Below are 20,707 nucleotides of genomic sequence, written 5' to 3'. Positions count from 1 at the left end.
ACAACACACTAGTGTTGTGAAAAGGCAGCGACCCAAACCACATCGAGCGAAAGGTGGTGCCATCGTGGACACAGCGGACACAGCGGATACCCGCAATCCCGCTCCTGCGGACGCGTCCCGCGTTGGCGGCGACACGCGCTCGCAGGTGATGTCGGTCCTGCTCAAGCGGGGCCCGGTAGCGGCCAACGACATTGCGGAAGAGCTCGGCCTCTCGGCGGCCGGCGTGCGCAGGCACGTGGACAAGCTCGTCGAGGAGAAGCTGGCAGTACCCTGCGCCCCGCGCGCCGTCGCGGGGGAGGAGCAGGGGCGCGGCCGGCCGGCCAAGCACTTTCAGCTCACCGCCGCAGGTCGCGAGCGCTTCGGTTCGCACTACGACGGACTCGCGCTCGACGCCGTGGAACTGATCCAGCAGATCGGGGGCGAGGACGCGGTGCGCGACTTCGCCCGCGCCCGCGTGGAAAAGATCCTCGGCGACGTGGAGCCGGCGGACGAGCCAGAGGTGACGGCGCAGCGCGTCGCCGCCGCGCTGGAAAAGCACGGCTACGCCCCGAGCGTCCACCGCACCGACGCCGGCATCCAGATCTGCCAGCACCACTGCCCGGTGTCCGCGGTTGCCGCGGCGCACCCGGAGTTCTGCGAGGCAGAAAGGGAGGCGGTGGCGCGGATCGTCGATACGCATGTGCAGCCGCTTGCCCTCATCTCCGACGGCGACGGAATCTGCACAACTAACATCCCCCTTGCCGCGGCGCGGACCCGAACGCGCTCGGCGGGAACAGCAACGAAAGGAGCGGCTGACAATGACTGAAGTGAAGCCCACACCAGGCCTTGAGAAGCCGATGAACGACGACGAGATCATCGAGTCGATCGGCGCCTACAACTACGGCTGGCACGACTCGGACGCCGCCGGCGCCGCCGCGCGCCGCGGCCTGAACGAAGATGTCGTGCGCGACATTTCCGGCATTAAGGGCGAGCCGGAGTGGATGCTCAACCAGCGTGTGAAGGCGCTGGAGATCTTTGACAAGAAGCCCATGCCCACCTGGGGCGCGGACCTGTCCGACATCGACTTCGACAACATCAAGTACTACGTCCGCTCCACCGAGGAGCAGGCCACCAGCTGGGACGACCTGCCGGAGGACATCAAGAACACCTACGACAAGCTGGGCATCCCGGAAGCTGAGAAGCAGCGCCTCGTCGCAGGCGTGGCCGCGCAGTACGAGTCCGAGGTGGTCTACCACCAGATCCGCGAGGACCTGGAGGAAAAGGGCGTTATCTTCGTCGACACCGACACCGCCCTGCGCGAGCACGAGGACCTGTTCAAGGAGTACTTCGGCTCCGTCATCCCGGCCGGCGACAACAAGTTCTCGGCGCTGAACACCGCCGTGTGGTCGGGCGGCTCCTTCATCTACGTCCCGCCGGGGGTCCACGTGGACATCCCGCTGCAGGCCTACTTCCGCATCAACACGGAGAACATGGGCCAGTTCGAGCGCACCCTCATTATCGTCGATGAGGACGCGTACGTGCACTACGTCGAGGGCTGCACCGCCCCGATCTACAAGTCGGACTCGCTGCACTCCGCGGTGGTGGAGATCATCGTGAAGAAGGGCGGCCGCTGCCGCTACACCACCATCCAGAACTGGTCCAACAACGTCTACAACCTGGTCACCAAGCGTGCGAAGGCTGAAGAGGGCGCGACCATGGAGTGGGTCGACGGCAACATCGGCTCCAAGGTGACCATGAAGTACCCGGCCGTGTGGATGACCGGCGAGCACGCCCGCGGCGAGGTGCTCTCCGTCGCGTTCGCGGGCGAGGGCCAGTTCCAGGACACCGGCGCGAAGATGACGCACATGGCGCCGCACACCTCCTCGTCCATCGTGTCCAAGTCCGTCGCCCGCGGCGGCGGCCGCGCGGCCTACCGCGGCCTGGTGCAGATCAACGCCAACGCGCACGACTCCGCCTCCAACGTGGAGTGCGACGCGCTGCTGGTGGACGACATCTCCCGCTCGGACACCTACCCGTACAACGACATCCGCAACGACCGCGTGACCCTGGGCCACGAGGCGAAGGTGTCCAAGGTCTCCGAGGACCAGCTGTTCTACCTCATGTCCCGCGGCATCGCCGAGGAAGAGGCCATGGCCATGATCGTGCGCGGCTTCGTCGAGCCGATCGCCAAGGAGCTGCCCATGGAGTACGCCCTCGAGCTGAACCGCCTCATCGAGCTGCAAATGGAAGGATCGGTGGGCTAAATGGCCGAAACCGTCAAAAACGCCACCACGCACAACAACAAGGGCGACCTGTTTTCCTCCTTCAACGTGGAGGACTTCGAGGTCCCGGGCGGCCGCGACGAGGTCTGGCGCTTCATCTCCCTGCGCCGCCTGCGCGGCCTGCACAACGGCGAGTTCGCCCCGCAGGCCGAGGCGCAGATTGCGGTTGATGCTCCCAGTGAGGTCGCAGTCGAGCAGGTTTCGCTTGACGACGAGCGCGTGACCGCCGCCGGCGCCCCCGTCGACCGCGTCGCCGCCCAGGCGTGGACCTCCTCCGAGAACGCCACGCTGATCTCGGTGCCGGCGAACGCGGAGCTGACCGAGCCCATCACCGTGACCATCACCGGCGCGGGCGCGGATAAGACCACCTTCGGCACCGTCGTGTTCGAGTCCGGCGCGAACTCTTCCGCCACCGTCGTGGTGCGCTACGCGGGCTCCGGCACCCACGCCGACAACGTCAACTGGGTCATCGGCGAGGGTTCCCGCGTCAACGCCGTGGTGGATGCCGATTGGGATCTGGATGCTGTGCACGTTGGCCAGCAGTCGATCGTCGTGAAGCGCGATGCAACCCTGCGCCACCACGTGGCCACCTTCGGCGGAGAGATCGTCCGCATCACCCCGCGCCTCGCCTTCGAGGCGCCGGGCGGTGACGCCGAGCTGACCGGCGTGTACTTCGCCGACGCCGGCCAGTACATCGAGAACCGCCTGCTGGTGGACCACGCGGTGCCGAACTGCCGCTCCAACGTGCTGTACAAGGGCGCGTTGCAGGGCGACAAGGCCTCCAAGCTGCCCGAGGCCCGCACTTGCTGGGTGGGCGACGTGCTCATCCGCGCCGAAGCGAAGGGCACCGACACCTACGAGACCAACCGCAATCTGGTGCTCACCGACGGCGCACGCGCCGACGCCATCCCGAACCTGGAGATCGAAACCGGCGAGATCGCCGGCGCCGGCCACGCCGCAACCGTCGGCCGCTTCGACGACGACCAGCTGTTCTACCTGCGCTCCCGCGGCATCCGCGAGGAAGACGCCACCCGCCTGATCATCCGCGGCTTCTTCAACGAGGTCCTCAACCAGATCCCCGTCGAGTCCGTCCGCGAAGAACTCATCGCCCGCGTCGCCGGCGAGCTCGAGCGCAACGAAAACTAAAAGGAGCAATACATGTCCACCCTGGAAATTAAGAACCTGCACGCCAACGTCCTGCCCACCGAGGAAGGCCAGGAACCGAAGCCGATCCTCAAGGGCGTCAACCTGACCATCAAGGGCGGCGAGACCCACGCGATCATGGGGCCGAACGGCTCCGGCAAGTCCACCCTCGCCTACACGCTGGCGGGCCACCCGAAGTACGAGGTCACCGAGGGCGAGGTGCTTCTCGACGGCGAGAACATCCTCGACATGGAAATCGACGAGCGCGCCCGCGCAGGTCTCTTCTTGGCCATGCAGTACCCGGTGGAGGTGCCGGGCGTGTCCTCGTCGAACTTCATGCGCTCCGCCGTGACCGCGGTGCGCGGCGAGGCCCCGAAGCTGCGCGAGTGGGTCGGCGAGCTCAACGCCGCCCGCGAGGCGCTGCAGATGGACGCCTCCTTCTCCGAGCGCTCCGTCAACGAGGGCTTCTCCGGCGGCGAGAAGAAGCGCCACGAGGTCATGCAGCTTGCTCTGATGAAGCCGAAATTCGCCGTCATGGACGAGACGGACTCCGGCCTGGACGTCGACGCGCTGCGCATCGTCTCCGAAGGCATCAACCGCTACCAGGAGGAGACCGGCGGCGGCGTGCTCATGATCACGCACTACAAGCGCATCCTGAACTACGTCAAGCCCGACTTCATCCACGTCTTCGCCGACGGCAAGATCGTGCAGACCGGCGACTCCTCGCTCGCCGACCAGCTCGAGGCCGAGGGCTACGAGAAGTTCATCTAATGGCGCTCGACGTAACTGCCATCCGCAAGGAGTTCCCGATCCTGTCGCGCACGGTGCGCGGGGACAAGCCGTTGGTGTACCTGGATTCGGGCGCGACATCGCAGCGCCCGCAGCGCGTGTGGGACGCCGAGCGCGACTTCGTGCTCGGCTGCAACGCCCCGGTGCACCGCGGCTCGTACCAGCTGGCCGAGGAGGCCACTGACGCCTACGAGTCCGCCCGCGCCGCCATCGCGGCGTTCGTGGGAGCGCGCGACGACGAGATCGCGTTCACCAAGAACGCCACCGAGGCGCTGAACCTGGTCGCCTACGTGCTGGGCGACACGCGTGCCGGCGAGTTCGCGGTGGGCGAGGGCGACACCATCGTGATCACGGAGCTCGAGCACCACGCGAACCTGGTGCCGTGGCAGGAGCTGGCGCGTCGCACCGGTGCGACGCTGAAGTGGTACACGATGACCGAGGACGGCCGCATCGACCTCGACTCGCTCGAGCTCGACGACACCGTCAAGGTTGTCGCCTTCACCCACCAGTCCAACGTCACCGGCGCGCACGCCGACGTCGCCGAGATGGTGCGACGCGCCAAGGCCGTCGGCGCGCTGACCGTGCTCGACGCCTGCCAGTCGGTGCCGCACATGCCGGTGGACTTCCACGCGCTCGACGTGGACTTCGCTGCGTTCTCCGGCCACAAGATGTGCGGGCCAAACGGTGTGGGCGCGGTGTACTCGAAGCACCTCAACGAGCTGCCCCCGTTCCTCACCGGCGGCTCCATGATCGAGGTTGTGCGCATGGAGGAAACGACGTTTGCCCCGGCGCCGCAGCGCTTTGAGGCGGGCACCCAGATGACCTCCCAGGTCGTGGGGCTCGGCGAGGCGGTGCGCTTCCTCACCGAGATCGGCATGGAGGACATCCAGGCGCACGAGCGCGAGCTCACCGCCTACGCCCTGGAGCAGATGCAGCGTATCGACGGCCTCCGCATCGCCGGCCCCCTCACCGCCGACAACCGCGGCGGTGCGATCGCCTTTACGGTCGAGGGCGTGCATCCGCACGACCTGGGCCAGGTGCTCGACGCCGAGGGCGTGGCCATCCGCACCGGCCACCACTGCGCGTGGCCGCTGCACCGGGGCCTGGACATGCAGTCCACGTCGCGTGCGAGCTTTTACCTGTACAACACGCTGGACGAGGTTGATACCTTGGTGTCGTCGATTAACAAAGCGAAGGAGTTTTTCGCGCGATGAACCTCGAATCCATGTACCAGGAAGTCATCCTGGACCACTACAAGAACCCGCAGCACGCGGGGCTGCGCGAGCCGTACGAGGCGGAGGTGCACCACGTCAACCCGTCGTGCGGCGACGAGCTGACCTTGCGCGTCCACCTGTCCGAGGACGGCTCCACGGTCGAGGACGTCTCCTACGACGCCGAGGGCTGCTCGATCTCGCAGGCCTCCACCTCGGTGATGGCGGAGGAGGTCATCGGGCTGCCTGTCGACGAGGCGATGTCGAAGCTCGCCGCCTTCGACGAGATGATCACCTCGCGTGGCACCGTCGAGGGGGATGCAGCGAAGATCGGCGACGGCGTGGCATTCGCCGGCGTGGCCAAGTTCCCGGCGCGCGTGAAGTGCGCGCTGCTGGGGTGGAAGGCGTTCCAGGCGGCGACGTCGGACGCACTGGGAGAGAAGGAGTAAGCGATGACTGATGCAGAGAAACAGGCCGAGCGTCCGCAGCAGACCGAGGAGCAGCTCAAGCTCATCGGCGAGGTGGAGGAGTTCCTCCACGACGTGATCGACCCGGAGCTGGGCATCAACGTGGTCGACCTCGGTTTGGTCTACGACCTGTGGATTGAGGATCGCGAGGGCAAGACCGTCGCGGTGGTCAACATGACGCTGACCTCGCCGGCGTGTCCGCTCACCGACGTGATCGAGGAGCAGGCGACCCAGGCGGTCGTGGCCAACACGGCGGTCGACGAGCTGGACCTGAACTGGGTTTGGATGCCGCCGTGGGGCCCGCAGTTCATCACGGAGGAGGGCCGCGAGCAGCTCCGCGCCCTCGGGTTCGCGGTGTAAAAGCACCCCTCGAAGTCCCCCCCCAGGTTGTTAACCTGTGGGGGATTTCCGCGTTTTGAAGGAGGACTGTTGTGAACCTTGGACTCGGCGAAATACTGGTTATGCTCGGTACCGCTAGCCTGGTAGCGCTGCCGATTTTGGCAATTCTGTGGATCGTGCGCTCAGTGTCGAAGAAGTAGCTGGCGATTTGGGGGCGGTTGATACAGTGAACCCCCGTGATTGTCACCAATGATCTCGAGGTCCGCGTCGGCGCGCGCACGCTTCTCGACGCCCCCGGCCAGCACCTCCGCGTCCAACCCGGCGACCGCATCGGCCTGGTCGGCCGCAACGGTGCCGGCAAGACCACCACGATGCGCATCCTGGCGGGAGAGACCGAACCCTATGGCGGCTCGGTGACCCGCTCGGGCGAGATCGGCTACCTCCCACAAGACTCCAAGGAGGGCGACATCGAGCAGACCGCCCGCGACCGTGTGCTCTCGGCCCGCGGCCTGGACCAAATCCAGCGCTCGATGGCGAAGCAGCAGAAGCTGATGGAGGAGACCGACGGCGCGGAGCGCGACAAGGCGATCGCGAAGTTCTCCCGGCTGGAGGAGCGCTACCAGGCCCTCGGTGGCTACGAGGCGAACGCGGAGGCAGCCCAGATCTGCGACAACCTGGGTCTGCCGGAGCGCGTCTTGGACCAGCAGCTGAAGACGCTTTCGGGCGGCCAGCGCCGCCGCGTCGAGCTTGCCCAGATCCTGTTCGCCTCGCGCCAGGGCTCGGGTAAGTCCCAGACCACTCTGCTCCTGGACGAGCCCACCAACCACCTCGACGCCGACTCCATCGCGTGGCTGCGCAACTTCCTGTCCAAGCACGAGGGCGGGTTGATCATGATCTCTCACGACGTCGAGTTGCTCGACGCGGTGTGCAACAAGGTCTGGTTCCTGGACGCGGTGCGCGCCGAGGCCGACGTGTACAACATGGGCTTTGCCAAATACAAGGATGCCCGAGCCTTGGATGAGGCCCGGCGCCGCCGCGAGCGCGCCAACGCCGAGAAGAAGGCCTCGGCGCTGCAGAAGCAGGCCGCGAAGCTGGGCGCGAAGGCGACCAAGGCCGCGGCCGCGAAACAGATGCTGGCGCGCGCCGAGCGGATGATGGGGGAGCTCGACGAGGTCCGCGTCGCCGACAAGGTCGCCTCCATTTCCTTCCCGGAGCCGGCGCCCTGCGGCAAGACGCCGCTGTTTGGCAAGGGTCTGACCAAGATGTACGGCTCGCTCGAGGTCTTCGCGGGGGTGGACTTGGCGGTGGACAAGGGCTCGCGCGTGGTGGTGCTGGGCACGAACGGTGCCGGCAAGACCACCCTGCTCAAGCTGCTTGCCGGGGTGGAGCGCACCGACGGCGAGGGCGGCGTGGTCTCGGGCCACGGGCTGAAGATCGGCTACTTCGCTCAGGAGCACGACACCATCGACGGCGACAAGACCGTCTGGGAGAACACCATCGAGGCCTGCCCCGACGCCGGGCAGCAAGACCTGCGTGGCCTGCTCGGCGCGTTCATGTTCTCGGGCGACAAGCTGGAGCAGCCCGCCGGCACCCTCTCGGGCGGTGAGAAGACCCGCCTCGCGCTGGCCACCCTCGTCTCCTCGCGCGCGAACGTGCTGCTCCTCGACGAGCCCACGAACAACCTCGACCCCCAATCCCGCGAGCAGGTTCTGGACGCGCTGAAGACCTACACGGGCGCGGTGGTCCTGGTCACCCACGACCCGGGCGCGGTGCGCGCGCTTGAGCCGGAGCGGGTCATCATCATGCCCGAGGGCGACGAGGACATGTGGAGCGACGAATACATGGAGATCGTCGAGCTCGCCTAACCTGCCACCGGCCAGGTGGGCGCACCTAGAACGGCGGGTACGGGTCTTGCCCCTTAGCCCATGGCGGGGGCTCCACCGGCCCGCGCGGGGGCGGAGGATCCGGTGGGTCTGGTGGTACTGGAGTTTCCGGTGGGGTTGCACCGCCACCGGGATCGGGCACGGTCGCTCGGTCTCGCTGCCGGTGCCGCTTCCGTAACCTGTTCACCGCCGAGTGTTCGGCCGCATCCGCGTGGTTGAACTGCAATGTTGCACACCCGGGCTCTTTCACCCCGGCTCGACCCGTTGTCGGGTCCACATCCATGTGACTGGTGTTGTTTCTGTGGTCTTTGAAGTCGTTGTTGCAGCGGTGGTGGGTCCGGCACAGCGCTGTCAGGTTGTCGATATTGGTGTCGCCGCCTTGCAGCCACGACGTGATGTGGTGGATCTCGGTCTCGGTCAGCGGGGCGGTGCAGCCGGTCCAGGCACACACGCCCTGGACCGCAAGTAAGGTGATCCGCTGCGCAAGCGACGCCAATCGCCGCGTCCGGTATAGGTTCAACGGCAACGACGTTGCGTCGTCGACAGTAAGCACGAAGTCCGACGTTCCATCCATGCCCAAACGCACGAGGTCGAAGGCGTCGAGCTCGATTCCGGTGTTGGTGGCGAACTTCGTGGTCGGCCCGGCCTCCGTCAGCTCGTCCAGCGTCACCGACACAACCACGGACGCGCACCCGCCGCCGGTTGGTTTCTCGCAGGCGTCATAATGCTTGAGTATCTCGGAGAACTGGTCGTACCTGCGTTGCGACGGCGTGCGGTAATCCTCCACACCCTCGGGGAGGTTCGAGTTGGGCACCAACCCCTTGTCCGTCAGCGCCTTAAACAGGGCTGAATCGGAAGCCACGGCATCGATGGTTATCGGGCACGTCCCGTCCGCGCGCTGGGCACCGATGTGCAGCCCTCGATTTTCCATGCCCGCGTTCGGGTTCGTGGGCTCGACGTGCTTACGGTTCTCCCGTTCGACCCAGCGCCGCACGGTGGCACGCAGATCCTTCACAGAACGCCGAGGCGCCTCCGCGAGCGCGTCCGCCTGGAGACGGGCACGCGCTCCCTTCGCATCCCCGACAAGCTTGTCTAGCTCTTGGCGGATCACGCGCTGTTTCTCGGCGTTCACGCGCTCGGCGGCACGGCGGGCTTCTTCTTGCTTGCGCCGCGCCTCTTCGCGGGCAGCCGCTCGAGCAGCCTCGCGGGCCGCTTCCTCCCGCTCTGCCTCCGCCGCCGGATCCGCGGGGGTTTCCTCACAATCGGTATCGAACAGGTCGGTGACCTGCTCCTCTTCAACCTCGGGCTCACCGTAGTAGTCCCGGCCTCGGGCGAGACGGTCGTAGGCAACCTTGGGCTCCAACCCAAGCTTCTTCTGCAGGTACTGATTGGCGTGCTTTGAGCCGACGACGCGCCCGGCGTCGTCACGCTCGCACACGTACGCGAAAAGCGCGTCGAGCGTAGCCTTCACGTTGAATATTGCTTCGAGGCGCTCGAAATCCTCCCGAACCTCCTCGAACTCGACCGCATCGGGGTCTGCACACAGGTCCTTCATGGCCAGGAGGGCATGAGTGATTGTGTCGACGTGCTTTCGCAGTTCAACGGTCATTTCGCCCTCCTTTCAAGTTGCCTAATCGAATGGGTTGACGATTAACCTACAAGCCGCCCCGACATAAACAGGATCTATGTCCACCAGCGAACACATAAGAAGAACAACTGTTACGAGGATCACATTGTTCAGAATGGCACAGCGCCAGCCCAGGGCTCATAGTCGGGATGTGAACCGACGGGCATCCGAGGCTGCGCCCAGGGGTCCACTAGCCGCCTAAATTCGGCCAACATACGCTCAACGGCCTCATTGGTGAGGTCCACAATCATCAGCAAATCGCCGTCAGCCGTGCTCATCCGAAGCGACTCGTTGGGGACATCAACGGTGGCCATCGGGCAGTCAACCTCGAGCGGTGGCGGTGTCGTAGTCGCGTACTCGTTGCCGATTTTCAGGAATTGAAACGGTTTCACCAAAGCGTTCAGCTCTCCGAAGTGCCAGAGGTCGGAGAAGAGTGAATCAACTGTCTGGCCCCAGTGAACTCGGGGAAGGAACTTCTCTATGGCGTCTTCACCGCCCACTGGGTAGAAGACGTCTATGCCGGAGGCGAGTTCTCCACTGCGTTCGCAAATGAGCCGCACCGCCGAGCGCTTCGGAAACTTCGGCGTCTCTCCGTATGGGTCTGGCTCATTTTTGGCCCAGACCAGCTCGAATAAGGGATACACGTCGTCTGGGGTTAGCGCGCTGCGCATCTTCGGCATCCCACTGACCTGCGGGGTCACCTCACCTCGAGCGTAATCCAACGTCAAATATTCTTCGCTGTGGACATTAAGAAGCTCGCCAGTGACGCTCGCGCCGAATGGCGTTGAGTTCCAGTGGAACACCCAAGTAAGTGCCTGCGCCAGCCCCCGAAAAGGATCTGAGGTGTCGATTCTGAATAAATTAATTTATATTTTCACAAAAGGTCTTGCGGGAAACGGAGAGCTAGACCATCATAAGTAATGAGACAGGGTTTCCTTTTTGATTCATGTCTCACTTGACCCCAACATCAGCGCCAAAGGTTTATTCTCTCCCGTCGCATATCTTCCAAATATATTTGAAGGGTGTTGCTCGTGAAAGTAAAGAAATTTCTATCCGCCACTTTGGTGGCATTTATCGGGTTACTTGTTTCCCCCACTGCAGTGGCCGCTCAGCCAATTGACTGGACTATTAGCCAAACAATCATTGGCCCGAAAGGCGAGGATCTTCCACTCCGCGTAGGGCAGGGAGATGAGCCCGGCAGTGTTGGTTTTGGGCTTTCTCACATCAAGGACAGTCACGGCGGTTTCGTTCCAGCCACTACAGAGATTGACACAGTTTTACATAACGCCCCCGAATGCAAAGGCGGCTTAAATGCAGGAAATGGCAAGAAAGAATGCTCTTACCCAATCAATGGAAGAGTTATGACGGTTGTTGCCACAGAGCGAGTAGATCCCGCAAGCGGAGACGGCCGACCTGTCGGAATAATCACTGCTTTCTACCGCTAGGAGAATAGTCATCAATCAATTTATTTCTATCACGACTGATGAAATCAAGTTTTTGAAAAATATATCCACCCAAATGTTTCAAGGCACCATACTCCCAGAGGAAACAATTTTAGCAGGAGTCGGCATCCAAGCGGGAAGAAACAGCGGCTCCCCCGAAAATCAGCTCTGGTACCACTTCGATCTCTTTAACCCTGGACTTCACGAAGGAAAAGTTGTTCGTCTTTGGGGAAGATTCCCTGATTTAAGTAAAAATGAAGAATCTATCGAGTGGGACGAAATGCTCCAGGGCTCTGGTTTTGTAGAGATGTTCCTTACCTCAACCCCTGAAAAGAATAGATTCAATTCTATGGAATATATCCAGAAAGGATGATCACCAATGGTATGGAAAAAAGGGCTCACTTTAATAGGTTGCGCTTTACTAACTGCAGTGTCCCCCGTCACCGCCCAGGCATCTGAAAATAATCAGTATCAACCTGGGGACACCGTGCCACTCTCTGTCGACCCAGACGGTTTTCTCCCAAATACGGCTGAGGGCGAAATTAGCTTCTTTTCCGCCTCATCCCCGGTTGCTACCTGCGTTAACGTCCAGCCAAGCGCTGACAACGTAAAAGTAACAAATAATTGCCCAGGGAAACAGGGAATCAAAGTCTTAATCGCTTTCGGCCAAGATTCTGAATGCGTATATCTCGCACCTCACGCAACGCACGATCATCACTTTGGCAGTTGGTGGAACCACAAAGCAAGGTTTGATGGCGTTGTTTCCTGCTAATGCTCAAGAGTATCTAGGATAGGTATAGTCAGTCTGATTGTCGCCTACACCTTCACCTGGGACATGATGGCAGCAAACTTCTCAACATCAGCTGTTACGTCCTCGGCTCAAATGAGAGATTTTAGAAGACGTACGAGTGAAGCAATCGCCGATATTGCAAATATTTGGCCCATCGCCGGCATTGAAGCTTCCACCGAGGGGGTCACTGTCACCAAGACAACAACGTCAATCCGACCACGAGCACCACGCCCACAGCTCGACTAACCCCAGTAACCACTAAGCGCCCCACGCGGGCGCTTTCTTTATACCCAAATTAGCCTGCGCAGATTTACGCATACGAGCATTTCCCCAGGTCAAAGCTGCGCATAAGTTGACACATATAGATTGTTTTGCCTGCCTCGGTGCGTGGCCGGGAGGTGACATGCCTGCAAACAACTCGTTGGGCATGGACAAGGCAGCGCTGGATGGTTGTCTGTGGCCACAGTTGGCGGATCGCACGTGTACCCCACCCGCACAGACACACTTTCTGTCGCATATCCCGCTTTTATAATCCCTAAATTTGTCGACGTTTTTGCCAAATAAAATGGGTTTAAGCCATATGGGGGCTAAATGACACCGGTGTTATTCACTAGCCATGACACGCGAAAAATATGCCTTTTACCTGCGGTTACGTATGGCTAGACATATGGCAAGCCATACGTAACCGCATTTCAGCTGCACAGGGCTGTCTGCGCAGATTTACCCTCATGGAATGAAACCCCAGGTCAGGCTGCGCTAATTTACCACACACTCTGCTCTGATTTACCCATACGGTGGCGAATTATCCAGAGCAACAGTAATACAGAAATACAGTAATACAGGTGCCATAAACCTGTGCGCAAAAATGTCACCGAGAATCAACTCGAACTGCATAATGTTTGGATCGACTGTGATCCCGCAGGGTTCGCAGTTAACGCGTTCGGTAATGATGTGCAGAAGTTTACGACGTTGCATTTTCAATCTCCTTCGGTTCGGAAGATTTGTTTCCGCGAACGTACAAACCGAAACATAAACCGCACAAGAGTTTGTCCATCATAGTGAGCATCTTGCTTATCGACGGACGAAACGTGGACCCCGAAACCAGCCCGCTACACTCGCAATATGGCAAGAAACAACGAGATCATCGAGACCATCCGGGACGCCTGGAACGGACTGTCCTCCGACCAGAAGACCCTCGCCGGCGTGCTCGCCACCATCGACACCGCCGGCAAGGCCTTCGCGTTGCGCGACCTCGCACGCACCAACTCCAAGCGTGTCCGGGGGCCGAAGTGGCTGTGGACCCCGGTGATCGGCGCAGTCAACACCCTGGGCTGGGTCGCCTGGTTCGCGGTGGGCAAGAAGCGCTAGCTACAGACCACGCTGCCCCGCGTAGAAGCGAACGCGTGTTACCGGCGCGGTTTTCGCCTTCTGCCAGGGATAGCGGTCACCCGCGGCCTCGATGGGCTCGCTGAGCTCGAGGAGTGTGTCGGTCCCGCAGGAGCCACCGACGGTCAGGGTATTGCCCTCAATTTCGATGTCAGAGGCAAAGGTCCTCTCCGTACGTCGCTGCGCCACAAGCAACGCAGGCACCTCGGCGAACACCGTTCTCCCGCGGCGCAGAACCAGGGCGTCAGGCCCCTCGTAGCTTGGCCGGATAAGTTCTCCGGCGATGAGCGACCACACCCACACAACAGCCCAGAGCGAAAGCAGTAGCGCTACCAGCCGCACCCATCCTGCGGGCAAAAGCAGGTGCACAACAACCATCTCAATGGCCAAAACTGCGGTGACAAAGCCAAGCATCTGCAACCGCCCAGGTGGATGGGGGAGCGGCGACGCGCCATCGGGCACGAGACAGCGTCCACGGATCCACCGTCCCAAGTCGCGGTACAGCCCCAGTTCGAACTTCGCTACCCGGTATGCAGGGTGCTTCTTCAGCAACGTTATCGCTCTAGATGCCACGGGTGAGCTCCTCCAACACCACCCGCTGGGCGCCCCGGGTGGGAAGATCCTTCACCTGGAGCGGGACGGAACCCTGCCGCAGGGTAGGGAGGACGTCTCGCATAATTCCGCGTGCAAAGAGTGCCGAGAGCGTCGCCGAAATCTGCGGAACATCGACATCCCGTGAATGCATTGCCCCAAGCTCACCCCACACATTGACGGACTTACGCGCCGCCTCCACACAGGAAGCATCCTTGAGGTTTGCCCTGAGCTGCGCCCACGTCGCCTCGGTCGCGACGCCAGTGAGCGCCATGAGGTCCCAGGAATCGAGCTCTATCTGCAGCAGCGCAGCATCGTCGATCACATCCGCAAGTTTGTCGCTAATATCGCGCGGGCACCCGGCGGGCGCCTCCGCGATAGCCAGCAGCCGGGACCGCTGCCTCTCCAGATGGGCGATGTGGCCGTCCAACATGGCAATTGAACGTTGTACTGCGTCTTCACGTTCGATGTCGGCGACTGGAACACCGGCGTCGATAAGCGCACGCGCCCGAATCACCGCCACTAGATCGCTGACGGAGTAGTCGCGGTAGTTGCCGCTGGTGCGCGCAGGTTCTGGCACAACTCCGCGTTCGTGCAGGTGGCGCACCGAGCGGACGGAGCAGCCGGCTGCCGCAGCCACGTCTGAAATCTTCACGCACCAAAACTTAAACCCTCACATCGTGTGAGGGTCAAGCACTAGTTCCTGAACCCGTGCACCGGCGCGGGGATGAACCCGCCGCGGTGGATGAACTCGTCGTTGCCCACCGTGTTCACCGGAATCACCGGTGCGTAGCCGAGCAGGCCGCCGAAGTTCACTTCGTCGCCGGGCTTGGTGCCGGGCACCGGAATGAGGCGAGAGGCGGTGGTCTTGTGGTTCATCATGCCGATCGCGGCTTCGTCGGCGATCATGCCCGCGATGAGCTCGGCGGAGGTGTCGCCGGGGATGGCGATCATATCGAAACCGACGGAACAGATCGAAGTCATCGCCTCGAGCTTGTCCATGGAAATGGCGCCGCTATGAACCGCGTCGATCATGCCCTTGTCCTCGGAGACCGGGATGAACGAGCCGGACAGGCCGCCCACGCGGGAGCAGGCCATCATGCCGCCCTTCGTCACGGCGTCGTTGAGCAGCGCCAACGCAGCGGTCGTCCCGTGCGTGCCCACCTGGTCCAGGCCCATGCGCTCGAGCACGTGCGCCATCGACACCGCCGGCAAGGCCTTCGCGTTGCGCGACCTCGCACGCACCAACTCCAAGCGTGTCCGGGGGCCGAAGTGGCTGTGGACCCCGGTGATCGGCGCAGTCAACACCCTGGGCTGGGTCGCCTGGTTCGCGATGGGTAAGAAACGCTAATCATTCACAGTGCTGCCCTCCGCATAGAAGCGAACACATCTGGCCGGCGCAGGTTTCTTCCCCTGTCAGGGGCGACGCAGCGCCAAAAAGTCAGGGGGCTCGTAGCTGGGCCGGAAGCACTCTCAGGCGGTGTTTGACTACACCCATGCAGCCGCCCAAAGCGAAAGTAGCGTGCGACCCGCCACGACAATCCTGCAGGAAAGCAGGTGCAAAAAACTGACTAGACGGCCGAAAACAGGCTCATTAATGCAAGGATCCGTAAACGTTCCGTGGGTAAGAATACCTCTGGGTCACTCATAAACGGTCGAGGAGCCACCTTCCTGGGTCGCGTTGTAGTCCCAGCTCGTGTTTGAGCGTCCGCCCCCGTTAGCGACGTTAAAACCTTGGGTACCACGGTAGAACTCCTTCCATACCGATTCCTGAGAGCCCTTGGTGGTAAATCTTTCACCTGATTGCTATCAAGGCAACTTCGTAGACACCTGGTTAGGATCGTGTTAGTGTCAGTAGTGCGATGTCCATGAGGAGGTAATATCGTGTTTCGTCGAGTGCTGGATATTACAGCTGTGACCAGTCTAGTGGTGCTTCTCGTTGCCATGACAGTTAATGCGCAGGCCCACCCTTCGACATCCGAAATCAATGCAATCTTCGACGAGTTCGTAGAGTACGAAGATAACGGCCTGATGATGTTCAACACCGTAGAAGCCCGTGAAGCCGGTGTGGAAGACGACATCTTGGAAATCGGTGAAACATTCAACGACATATCGCAAGAGAAGTGGGTTAACGAGGAGGGGCCTTCAACCGTTGCTCGGGCTCCTCTGGTGGATCGTTGGAACTACTGCGGAGCCGGCAATTCCGGCCCCGGAGCCCCACAAAACAGCGCGGACTCCGTTTGCCAACGACACGACACCTGCATAGGAGACGCAAATGGAGACCGCTCCGCGATGATTGCCTGCGATGTTGCGTTTGTGGCCACCATGAACAACATCAAGGGGGAGTACGGTGGAGCAGATCGAACTTACATTGAGGCAGCGATTCAGGTAATCCGTGCTGCCATGACCTGCCGGCCGGTGTGCTGACATCTATTTTTGAGATAGTGGCGATAGTTTCGTCTTCCGGAGGGGAGAACTGATGGACGGTATCGTGTCCGCACTCGCACTTGGATTGTTACTGGTCCTGGCTCCTACCGCGGTCGTCGCCGTTCTGATCTACGTTTGCAGTAGTGGCATCAAGAGGGATGGTCGCGTTCAATCAGGTCTATCCAGCACCAGCTACGCGGTCACTTTAGCTGTCATTAGCTGCGCCATTGTGGCTCTTGTATCCGCAGGCATTGACAGTTGGGCTGCGTCTCAAGCAGATGAAGACATGGCTGTTGTAACAATTCCCATCTTGCTTGTGGTCTGCTTGTTGGCAAGCGCAAAGGTTCCAGCGGACCCCGTCCGTGGACCGCTCATGGGCGCGCTGGGTGCTACTGCGGGGGCTGCGCTCTATTACCCGATCATGACGGCGGTTCAGGGGCCAGGCGATCACACCGCCCTATGGGGTATCGGGATGTTGTTTGTTTGGATAGCATGTGGAATCCCACTGTTTATTACGGCAATTGTCATCGCGACGGTGCGAGCACGGGCGTGATCGGTCAAATGTTGAATCATGGATGATCGGAGATTGTCTCGGCCGCTAGTTCCTGAAACCGTGCACCGGCGCGGGGATGAACCCGCCGCGGTGGATGAACTCGTCGTTACCCACCGTGTTTACTGGAATGACCGGTGCGTAGCCGAGCAGGCCGCCGAAGTTCACTTCGTCGCCGGGCTTGGTCCCTGGCACCGGAATCAATCGCGAAGCGGTGGTCTTGTGGTTCATCACACCGATAGCAGCCTCGTCGGCGATCATGCCCGCGATGAGCTCCGCAGAAGTGTCGCCTGGGATGGCGATCATGTCGAAGCCCACGGAGCAGATCGAGGTCATCGCCTCGAGCTTGTCCATGGAGATGGCACCGCTGTGAACCGCGTCGATCATGCCCTTGTCCTCGGAGACCGGGATGAACGAGCCGGACAGGCCGCCCACGCGGGAGCAGGCCATCATGCCGCCCTTCTTCACGGCATCGTTGAGCAGCGCCAACGCGGCAGTCGTCCCGTGCGTGCCCACCTGGTCCAGGCCCATTCGCTCGAGCACGTGCGCCACAGAATCGCCCATCTCCGCCGTCGGCGCGAGCGAGAGGTCCACGATGCCAAACGGCACGCCGAGGCGCTCGGCAGCCATGGTCCCCACGAGCTGCCCCGCGCGGGTGATCTTGAACGCGGCCTTCTTAATCTCCTCGGCGACCTCGTTCAGGCTCGCACCCTTCAGCGGGGCGATCGCGTTGTCCACCACACCCGGACCAGACACACCCACCGAGATCACCGTGTCGGGCTCCTCAATGCCGTGGAACGCGCCGGCCATGAACGGGTTGTCGCCCACGGCGTTGGCGAAGACGACCAGCTTTGCGCAGGCGATGGAGGAGCGGTCCGCGGTCGCCTCTGCGGCCTCCTTCACAATTTCGCCCATCTTGGCCACGGCGTTCATGTTGATGCCGGCGCGTGACGACGCCACGTTGACCGACCCGCACACGTTATCGGTGACGCTGAGCGCCTCCGGAATGGAATTGATCAGGCGCTTATCGGCGGTCGTGCCGCCCTTTTCCACCAGCGCGGAGTAGCCGCCGACGAAGTTCACGCCGAGCTCGCCGGCCGCGCGATCCAGCGCGCGGGCAATCTCCACCGGGTTGCCCTCGGCGCCCGCCGCCACCAGCGCGACGGGGGTGACGGAGATGCGCTTGTTCACGATCGGGATGCCCAGCTCGCGCTCTATACCCTCGCACACCGGCACCAGGTTGCGGGCGCGCTCAACTACGCGGTCGTACACCGCCTGCGCGGTGGCCTCCATCGTCGGGCGGGTGCAGCCGATAAGCGAGATGCCCATGGTCACGGTGCGGATGTCTAGGCGGTAATCCTCGATCATGCGGATGACGTCGAGGAACCGCGCGTCTGAAAACTCGAAATTCACTTGCGCCCCTTAGATGTCGTTGATGGCGCTGAACAGGGCCTCGGACTGGATGCGCACGACCATGCCGAGCGGCTTGCCGGCGGCGTCGAACGCCTCCTGCAGCGCCCCCATGTCCACCTCGCCCTCGGGCAGTGCAACGCGCATGATCATGGTGAAAAAGTCGTCCATGATGGTCTGGGAGACGTCGAGGATGTTCAGCCCCTCGTCGGCTGCGGTTTTCGCAACTGCGGCGATGACGCCGGGACGGTCCTTGCCAGTGGTCGTAATAATTGCGTGCATGCGCAAAGTATAGGCGCTGAAATAGCGTTACGGTGGGCGTTATGGAAACACCTAAGCAAAGCCAACACGTGCTCGTTCTCGGTGCGGGTGGCAACGTCTCGCGCCACTCCGTCCCCAAGCTCGTAAAAGCTGGTCACAGCGTCAGCGCGCTCGTGCGCAACCCGGACCATGTGCAACAGCTTGTCGACGACGGCGCGACCGCCATCGTCCGCGACCTCACCACCCTCGACGAGGAGGACTGGGCCCGCCTGCTCACCCCGTTCGACGTGGTCGTGTGGTCCGCGGGCGCCGGTGGCGGCTCGGCAGAGCGCACTTACGCCGTGGACCGCGACGCGGCGATGGCCATGATCGACGCGCTCGAGGAGCTCGGCGAGTTCGCTCCGTTTACCGTCATGGTTTCCTACGCCGGCGCCGCTGAGGCCACCACGGAGGACGACGGCGGCCCGTGGTACGCCTACGTCGAGGCGAAGAAGGCCGTCGATAAGCGTCTGCTCGCCTCCGACCTGACGTACCAGATCCTCGGCCCCACCCGTCTCACCGATGATCCGTCGGAGGGCATTGCGCTTCTCGACGACCAAAGGGACCCCTCGTCAGAAACCCCGCGCGAGCTTGTGGCAGATGTGATCGTCGAGTCGGTCGGCCGCGGCACGCAGTTCGACCGCAACCCGCTCGATTTCGAAGGCGGCGACGCGAAGGTCTCGGAGATTTAGTCGAACCGGCCCTCGGTGCAGAGCCGGGCGAATGTGCGCAACAGCCCATTCGCCCGGCTCACGTCGTGGTTGGGCAGGTCGGCGACGATGCGGGCGTACTCCTCGGCGGGGAAGTAGCCGTAGTCGTGGAAGAAGTCCATGCGTGTGCGCATCGCGTCGGCATCCATCTCGGCGTGGAACTGGGTGGCCCACACCCGGGCGCCGTAGCGGACCATCTGCACCAGGCCGTCGGGTCCGGTGGCCACAACGGTGAGGGAATCGGGCACGCGCATCGGGTTCTCGGTGTGGCCGGTCAGGGCGGTGAACGTGCCGCTGGGACCGGCGAGCTCGTCTTCCGCAACCACGTTCACGGTGGTCGGGCCGGACGGCTCGGGGTGGGTGCGCCCGACCTCGCCGCCGAGGTGATCCACCAGCCAGGAGATGCCGAAGCAGACAAAGAAGACGGGTTTGCCGGAGTTGACGGTGGCGGACAGGATGTCGTCGATACGCTTGTGCCACGCGTCGCGCTCGGGGTTGGTCACATTCAGAGAGCAGCCGCCGACGATGATGCCGCTGACGGGGTCGAGGGGGCCGAGCTCGGAGTCGGGGGAGTCGATGACGCGCAGCTCCATGTCCACTTCGCTTACGCCCGTGGCGCGCAGGGCGTCGTGGTATTCGGCGTGGGCGACGTCCGGCCCGATCTCGCCGTTGCGAAGGGAGAGGAAAAGCAGCTTTGACATAGCGGCAATTCTATACCGCTTAGTCTATTCTTCGGAATTACCCGCGAACCGACTGCTCTACCACGTCGAGCATCGCCTCGAGCCGGTCCACGGGCTCGCCTGAAGCGAGCTTGGTGATGAATCCCTCGAGCACTGTCTCCAGGTAGGTCTGCACGACGGCGACGGGGACGTCGTCACGCATGTGCTTGTTGGACTCCAAGCGCGCGCGGACCGCAAGGTCCAGCACCTCCTGGTGCTCGCGCCAGCGCGCCTCGAATTCGGGGTCGGTGCGCAGCTTGCGGAGGATCTCGGCGCGGGTGGTGAACCAGTCGTTGGAGCTGCGGTCCACGAGCATGCCGCGCATGACCTCCACCAAACCACGCTCGCTGACCACCTGGGCCTGGCGTTCTGCGTCTGCCTCGGCGATGGCCAGAAACAGCGTTTCCTTGTCGCCGAAGTGGTGGAAGATCGCACCACGGGTTTTGCCCGTGGCCTCTTCCAGGCGGGCCACGGTTGCCCCCTCGTAGCCGTAGTGCGCGAAGCACACACGGGCGGCGTCGATGATCTCGCCGCGGCGGCGCTGCAGCTCTTCGTCGCTGACAATCGGCATAAGGGGGCTCCTTCGGGCTCCAGATAGTGGGGAGAAAATGGGGAAGGGGCCCCGCACGCCGCGGGGCCCCTTACGCGATGGCCGGAAGCGT

22 protein-coding genes and 2 pseudogenes are annotated in these 20,707 nt (G+C 62.4%); 14 read left to right on the top strand and 10 right to left on the bottom strand.

Features of this window, described 5'->3' with window-relative positions; all coding sequences use genetic code 11:
- Positions 1–64: 64 nt before the first annotated feature.
- From HMPREF3151_RS04735 to HMPREF3151_RS04700, 8 genes are all read left to right on the top strand, one after another.
- On the top strand, positions 65–805 hold the full coding sequence (locus HMPREF3151_RS04735; RefSeq protein WP_239218117.1) for a helix-turn-helix transcriptional regulator: 741 nt from the start codon (positions 65–67) through the stop codon (positions 803–805).
- The gene (gene sufB, locus HMPREF3151_RS04730; RefSeq protein WP_070473969.1) at positions 798–2,243 is read left to right on the top strand and encodes a Fe-S cluster assembly protein SufB; all 1,446 of its coding nucleotides are present in this window, start codon (positions 798–800) and stop codon (positions 2,241–2,243) included. Before HMPREF3151_RS04735 ends, sufB begins: the two co-directional genes overlap by 8 nt.
- Entirely contained in the window at positions 2,244–3,407 is a 1,164-nt protein-coding gene (gene sufD / locus HMPREF3151_RS04725) for a Fe-S cluster assembly protein SufD (protein WP_070473967.1), read from the top strand.
- Between the two features lie 12 nt (positions 3,408–3,419).
- On the top strand, positions 3,420–4,175 hold the full coding sequence (gene sufC / locus HMPREF3151_RS04720) for a Fe-S cluster assembly ATPase SufC (protein ID WP_070473965.1): 756 nt from the start codon (positions 3,420–3,422) through the stop codon (positions 4,173–4,175).
- The gene (locus tag HMPREF3151_RS04715; RefSeq protein WP_070473964.1) at positions 4,175–5,407 is read left to right on the top strand and encodes a cysteine desulfurase; all 1,233 of its coding nucleotides are present in this window, start codon (positions 4,175–4,177) and stop codon (positions 5,405–5,407) included. The genes sufC and HMPREF3151_RS04715 overlap by 1 nt, the downstream gene beginning before the upstream one ends.
- Complete coding sequence (gene sufU / locus HMPREF3151_RS04710) at positions 5,404–5,853, top strand: Fe-S cluster assembly sulfur transfer protein SufU (RefSeq protein WP_070473962.1); 450 nt, start codon at positions 5,404–5,406, stop codon at positions 5,851–5,853. Before HMPREF3151_RS04715 ends, sufU begins: the two co-directional genes overlap by 4 nt.
- Positions 5,854–5,856: 3 nt before the next feature.
- Positions 5,857–6,231, top strand: a complete 375-nt coding sequence (locus HMPREF3151_RS04705) for a metal-sulfur cluster assembly factor (RefSeq protein ID WP_070473960.1) — start codon at positions 5,857–5,859, stop codon at positions 6,229–6,231.
- 215 nt (positions 6,232–6,446) lie between these two features.
- Positions 6,447–8,075 (top strand): ABC-F family ATP-binding cassette domain-containing protein, encoded by a 1,629-nt coding sequence (locus tag HMPREF3151_RS04700; protein WP_070473958.1) that lies wholly within the window; start codon positions 6,447–6,449, stop codon positions 8,073–8,075.
- Between the two features lie 25 nt (positions 8,076–8,100).
- On the opposite strand, the gene HMPREF3151_RS04695 is transcribed toward HMPREF3151_RS04700, so the two are convergent.
- The gene (locus HMPREF3151_RS04695) at positions 8,101–9,702 is read right to left on the bottom strand and encodes an HNH endonuclease signature motif containing protein (RefSeq protein ID WP_070473955.1); all 1,602 of its coding nucleotides are present in this window, start codon (positions 9,700–9,702) and stop codon (positions 8,101–8,103) included.
- Positions 9,703–9,830: 128 nt separating this feature from the next.
- Positions 9,831–10,421, bottom strand: a complete 591-nt coding sequence (locus HMPREF3151_RS04690; protein WP_070473953.1) for a hypothetical protein — start codon at positions 10,419–10,421, stop codon at positions 9,831–9,833.
- Between the two features lie 330 nt (positions 10,422–10,751).
- Here HMPREF3151_RS04690 and HMPREF3151_RS11820 point away from each other — a divergent pair, with 330 nt between their 5' ends.
- A complete protein-coding gene (locus HMPREF3151_RS11820; protein WP_141741323.1) occupies positions 10,752–11,165 on the top strand; it encodes a hypothetical protein in 414 nt (137 codons plus the stop codon).
- 73 nt (positions 11,166–11,238) lie between these two features.
- Positions 11,239–11,535: a hypothetical protein gene (locus HMPREF3151_RS11815; RefSeq protein ID WP_141741322.1), complete on the top strand. Its 297-nt coding sequence runs from the start codon at positions 11,239–11,241 to the stop codon at positions 11,533–11,535.
- 766 nt (positions 11,536–12,301) lie between these two features.
- Here HMPREF3151_RS11815 and HMPREF3151_RS12270 read toward each other — a convergent pair.
- A pseudogene (locus HMPREF3151_RS12270) lies at positions 12,302–12,430 on the bottom strand (IS256 family transposase); the annotation flags it as partial.
- A gap of 644 nt (positions 12,431–13,074) precedes the next feature.
- Between HMPREF3151_RS12270 and HMPREF3151_RS04685 the strand changes: the two are divergent.
- Positions 13,075–13,320, top strand: coding sequence for a PLDc N-terminal domain-containing protein (locus HMPREF3151_RS04685; RefSeq protein ID WP_070473951.1), 246 nt, complete (start codon positions 13,075–13,077; stop codon positions 13,318–13,320).
- Here HMPREF3151_RS04685 and HMPREF3151_RS04680 read toward each other — a convergent pair whose 3' ends face one another.
- The 3 genes and pseudogenes from HMPREF3151_RS04680 to HMPREF3151_RS04670 all read right to left on the bottom strand — a co-directional run.
- Positions 13,321–13,911 carry a hypothetical protein gene (locus HMPREF3151_RS04680; RefSeq protein WP_070473949.1) on the bottom strand — a complete coding sequence of 197 codons (591 nt, stop codon included), beginning with the start codon at positions 13,909–13,911 and terminating at the stop codon, positions 13,321–13,323.
- Positions 13,901–14,584 carry a MerR family transcriptional regulator gene (locus HMPREF3151_RS04675; protein ID WP_070473947.1) on the bottom strand — a complete coding sequence of 228 codons (684 nt, stop codon included), beginning with the start codon at positions 14,582–14,584 and terminating at the stop codon, positions 13,901–13,903. Before HMPREF3151_RS04675 ends, HMPREF3151_RS04680 begins: the two co-directional genes overlap by 11 nt.
- Positions 14,585–14,625: 41 nt before the next feature.
- Positions 14,626–15,132 (bottom strand): annotated as a pseudogene (locus tag HMPREF3151_RS04670) (DUF711 family protein); the annotation flags it as partial.
- On the opposite strand from HMPREF3151_RS04670, the gene HMPREF3151_RS11805 reads away from it, so the two are divergent.
- Positions 15,107–15,280, top strand: coding sequence for a PLDc N-terminal domain-containing protein (locus HMPREF3151_RS11805; protein ID WP_141741321.1), 174 nt, complete (start codon positions 15,107–15,109; stop codon positions 15,278–15,280). The pseudogene HMPREF3151_RS04670 and the gene HMPREF3151_RS11805 sit on opposite strands and share 26 nt — an antisense overlap.
- Before the next feature lie 533 nt (positions 15,281–15,813).
- The gene (locus HMPREF3151_RS04665; protein ID WP_141741320.1) at positions 15,814–16,356 is read left to right on the top strand and encodes a phospholipase A2 family protein; all 543 of its coding nucleotides are present in this window, start codon (positions 15,814–15,816) and stop codon (positions 16,354–16,356) included.
- Positions 16,357–16,954: 598 nt separating this feature from the next.
- Here HMPREF3151_RS04665 and HMPREF3151_RS04655 read toward each other — a convergent pair.
- Entirely contained in the window at positions 16,955–18,319 is a 1,365-nt protein-coding gene (locus HMPREF3151_RS04655; protein ID WP_083290184.1) for a PFL family protein, read from the bottom strand.
- Positions 18,320–18,328: 9 nt separating this feature from the next.
- On the bottom strand, positions 18,329–18,598 hold the full coding sequence (locus HMPREF3151_RS04650) for an ACT domain-containing protein (protein WP_070473941.1): 270 nt from the start codon (positions 18,596–18,598) through the stop codon (positions 18,329–18,331).
- 41 nt (positions 18,599–18,639) lie between these two features.
- Between HMPREF3151_RS04650 and HMPREF3151_RS04645 the strand changes: the two genes are divergently transcribed.
- Complete coding sequence (locus tag HMPREF3151_RS04645) at positions 18,640–19,308, top strand: NAD(P)H-binding protein (RefSeq protein ID WP_070473939.1); 669 nt, start codon at positions 18,640–18,642, stop codon at positions 19,306–19,308.
- Here HMPREF3151_RS04645 and HMPREF3151_RS04640 read toward each other — a convergent pair.
- Both HMPREF3151_RS04640 and HMPREF3151_RS04635 read right to left on the bottom strand, forming a co-directional pair.
- On the bottom strand, positions 19,305–20,027 hold the full coding sequence (locus HMPREF3151_RS04640) for a glutamine amidotransferase-related protein (RefSeq protein ID WP_070473937.1): 723 nt from the start codon (positions 20,025–20,027) through the stop codon (positions 19,305–19,307). The two genes, HMPREF3151_RS04645 and HMPREF3151_RS04640, sit on opposite strands and share 4 nt — an antisense overlap.
- 37 nt (positions 20,028–20,064) lie before the next feature.
- The gene (locus HMPREF3151_RS04635; protein WP_070473935.1) at positions 20,065–20,616 is read right to left on the bottom strand and encodes a TetR/AcrR family transcriptional regulator; all 552 of its coding nucleotides are present in this window, start codon (positions 20,614–20,616) and stop codon (positions 20,065–20,067) included.
- Positions 20,617–20,707: the final 91 nt, after the last annotated feature.

The organism is Corynebacterium sp. HMSC05H05 (assembly GCF_001807265.1).
Classification (GTDB): Bacteria; Actinomycetota; Actinomycetes; order Mycobacteriales; family Mycobacteriaceae; genus Corynebacterium.
The sequence above is the reverse complement of the archived record's forward strand: the minus strand, read 5'-3'. Positions and strand labels throughout refer to the sequence as shown.

Excerpts from the sequence above, each read along its gene's own strand:
- sufB (WP_070473969.1), top strand. The coding sequence starts at position 798 with ATGACTGAAGTGAAGCCCACACCAGGCCTTGAGAAGCCGATGAACGAC.
- sufD (WP_070473967.1), top strand. The coding sequence starts at position 2,244 with ATGGCCGAAACCGTCAAAAACGCCACCACGCACAACAACAAGGGCGAC.
- sufC (WP_070473965.1), top strand. The coding sequence starts at position 3,420 with ATGTCCACCCTGGAAATTAAGAACCTGCACGCCAACGTCCTGCCCACC.
- HMPREF3151_RS04715 (WP_070473964.1), top strand. The coding sequence starts at position 4,175 with ATGGCGCTCGACGTAACTGCCATCCGCAAGGAGTTCCCGATCCTGTCG.
- sufU (WP_070473962.1), top strand. The coding sequence starts at position 5,404 with ATGAACCTCGAATCCATGTACCAGGAAGTCATCCTGGACCACTACAAG.
- HMPREF3151_RS04705 (WP_070473960.1), top strand. The coding sequence starts at position 5,857 with ATGACTGATGCAGAGAAACAGGCCGAGCGTCCGCAGCAGACCGAGGAG.
- HMPREF3151_RS04695 (WP_070473955.1), bottom strand. The coding sequence starts at position 9,702 with ATGACCGTTGAACTGCGAAAGCACGTCGACACAATCACTCATGCCCTC.
- HMPREF3151_RS11815 (WP_141741322.1), top strand. The coding sequence starts at position 11,239 with ATGTTTCAAGGCACCATACTCCCAGAGGAAACAATTTTAGCAGGAGTC.
- HMPREF3151_RS04685 (WP_070473951.1), top strand. The coding sequence starts at position 13,075 with ATGGCAAGAAACAACGAGATCATCGAGACCATCCGGGACGCCTGGAAC.
- HMPREF3151_RS11805 (WP_141741321.1), top strand. The coding sequence starts at position 15,107 with ATGCGCTCGAGCACGTGCGCCATCGACACCGCCGGCAAGGCCTTCGCG.
- HMPREF3151_RS04650 (WP_070473941.1), bottom strand. The coding sequence starts at position 18,598 with ATGCACGCAATTATTACGACCACTGGCAAGGACCGTCCCGGCGTCATC.
- HMPREF3151_RS04645 (WP_070473939.1), top strand. The coding sequence starts at position 18,640 with ATGGAAACACCTAAGCAAAGCCAACACGTGCTCGTTCTCGGTGCGGGT.
- HMPREF3151_RS04640 (WP_070473937.1), bottom strand. The coding sequence starts at position 20,027 with ATGTCAAAGCTGCTTTTCCTCTCCCTTCGCAACGGCGAGATCGGGCCG.
- HMPREF3151_RS04635 (WP_070473935.1), bottom strand. The coding sequence starts at position 20,616 with ATGCCGATTGTCAGCGACGAAGAGCTGCAGCGCCGCCGCGGCGAGATC.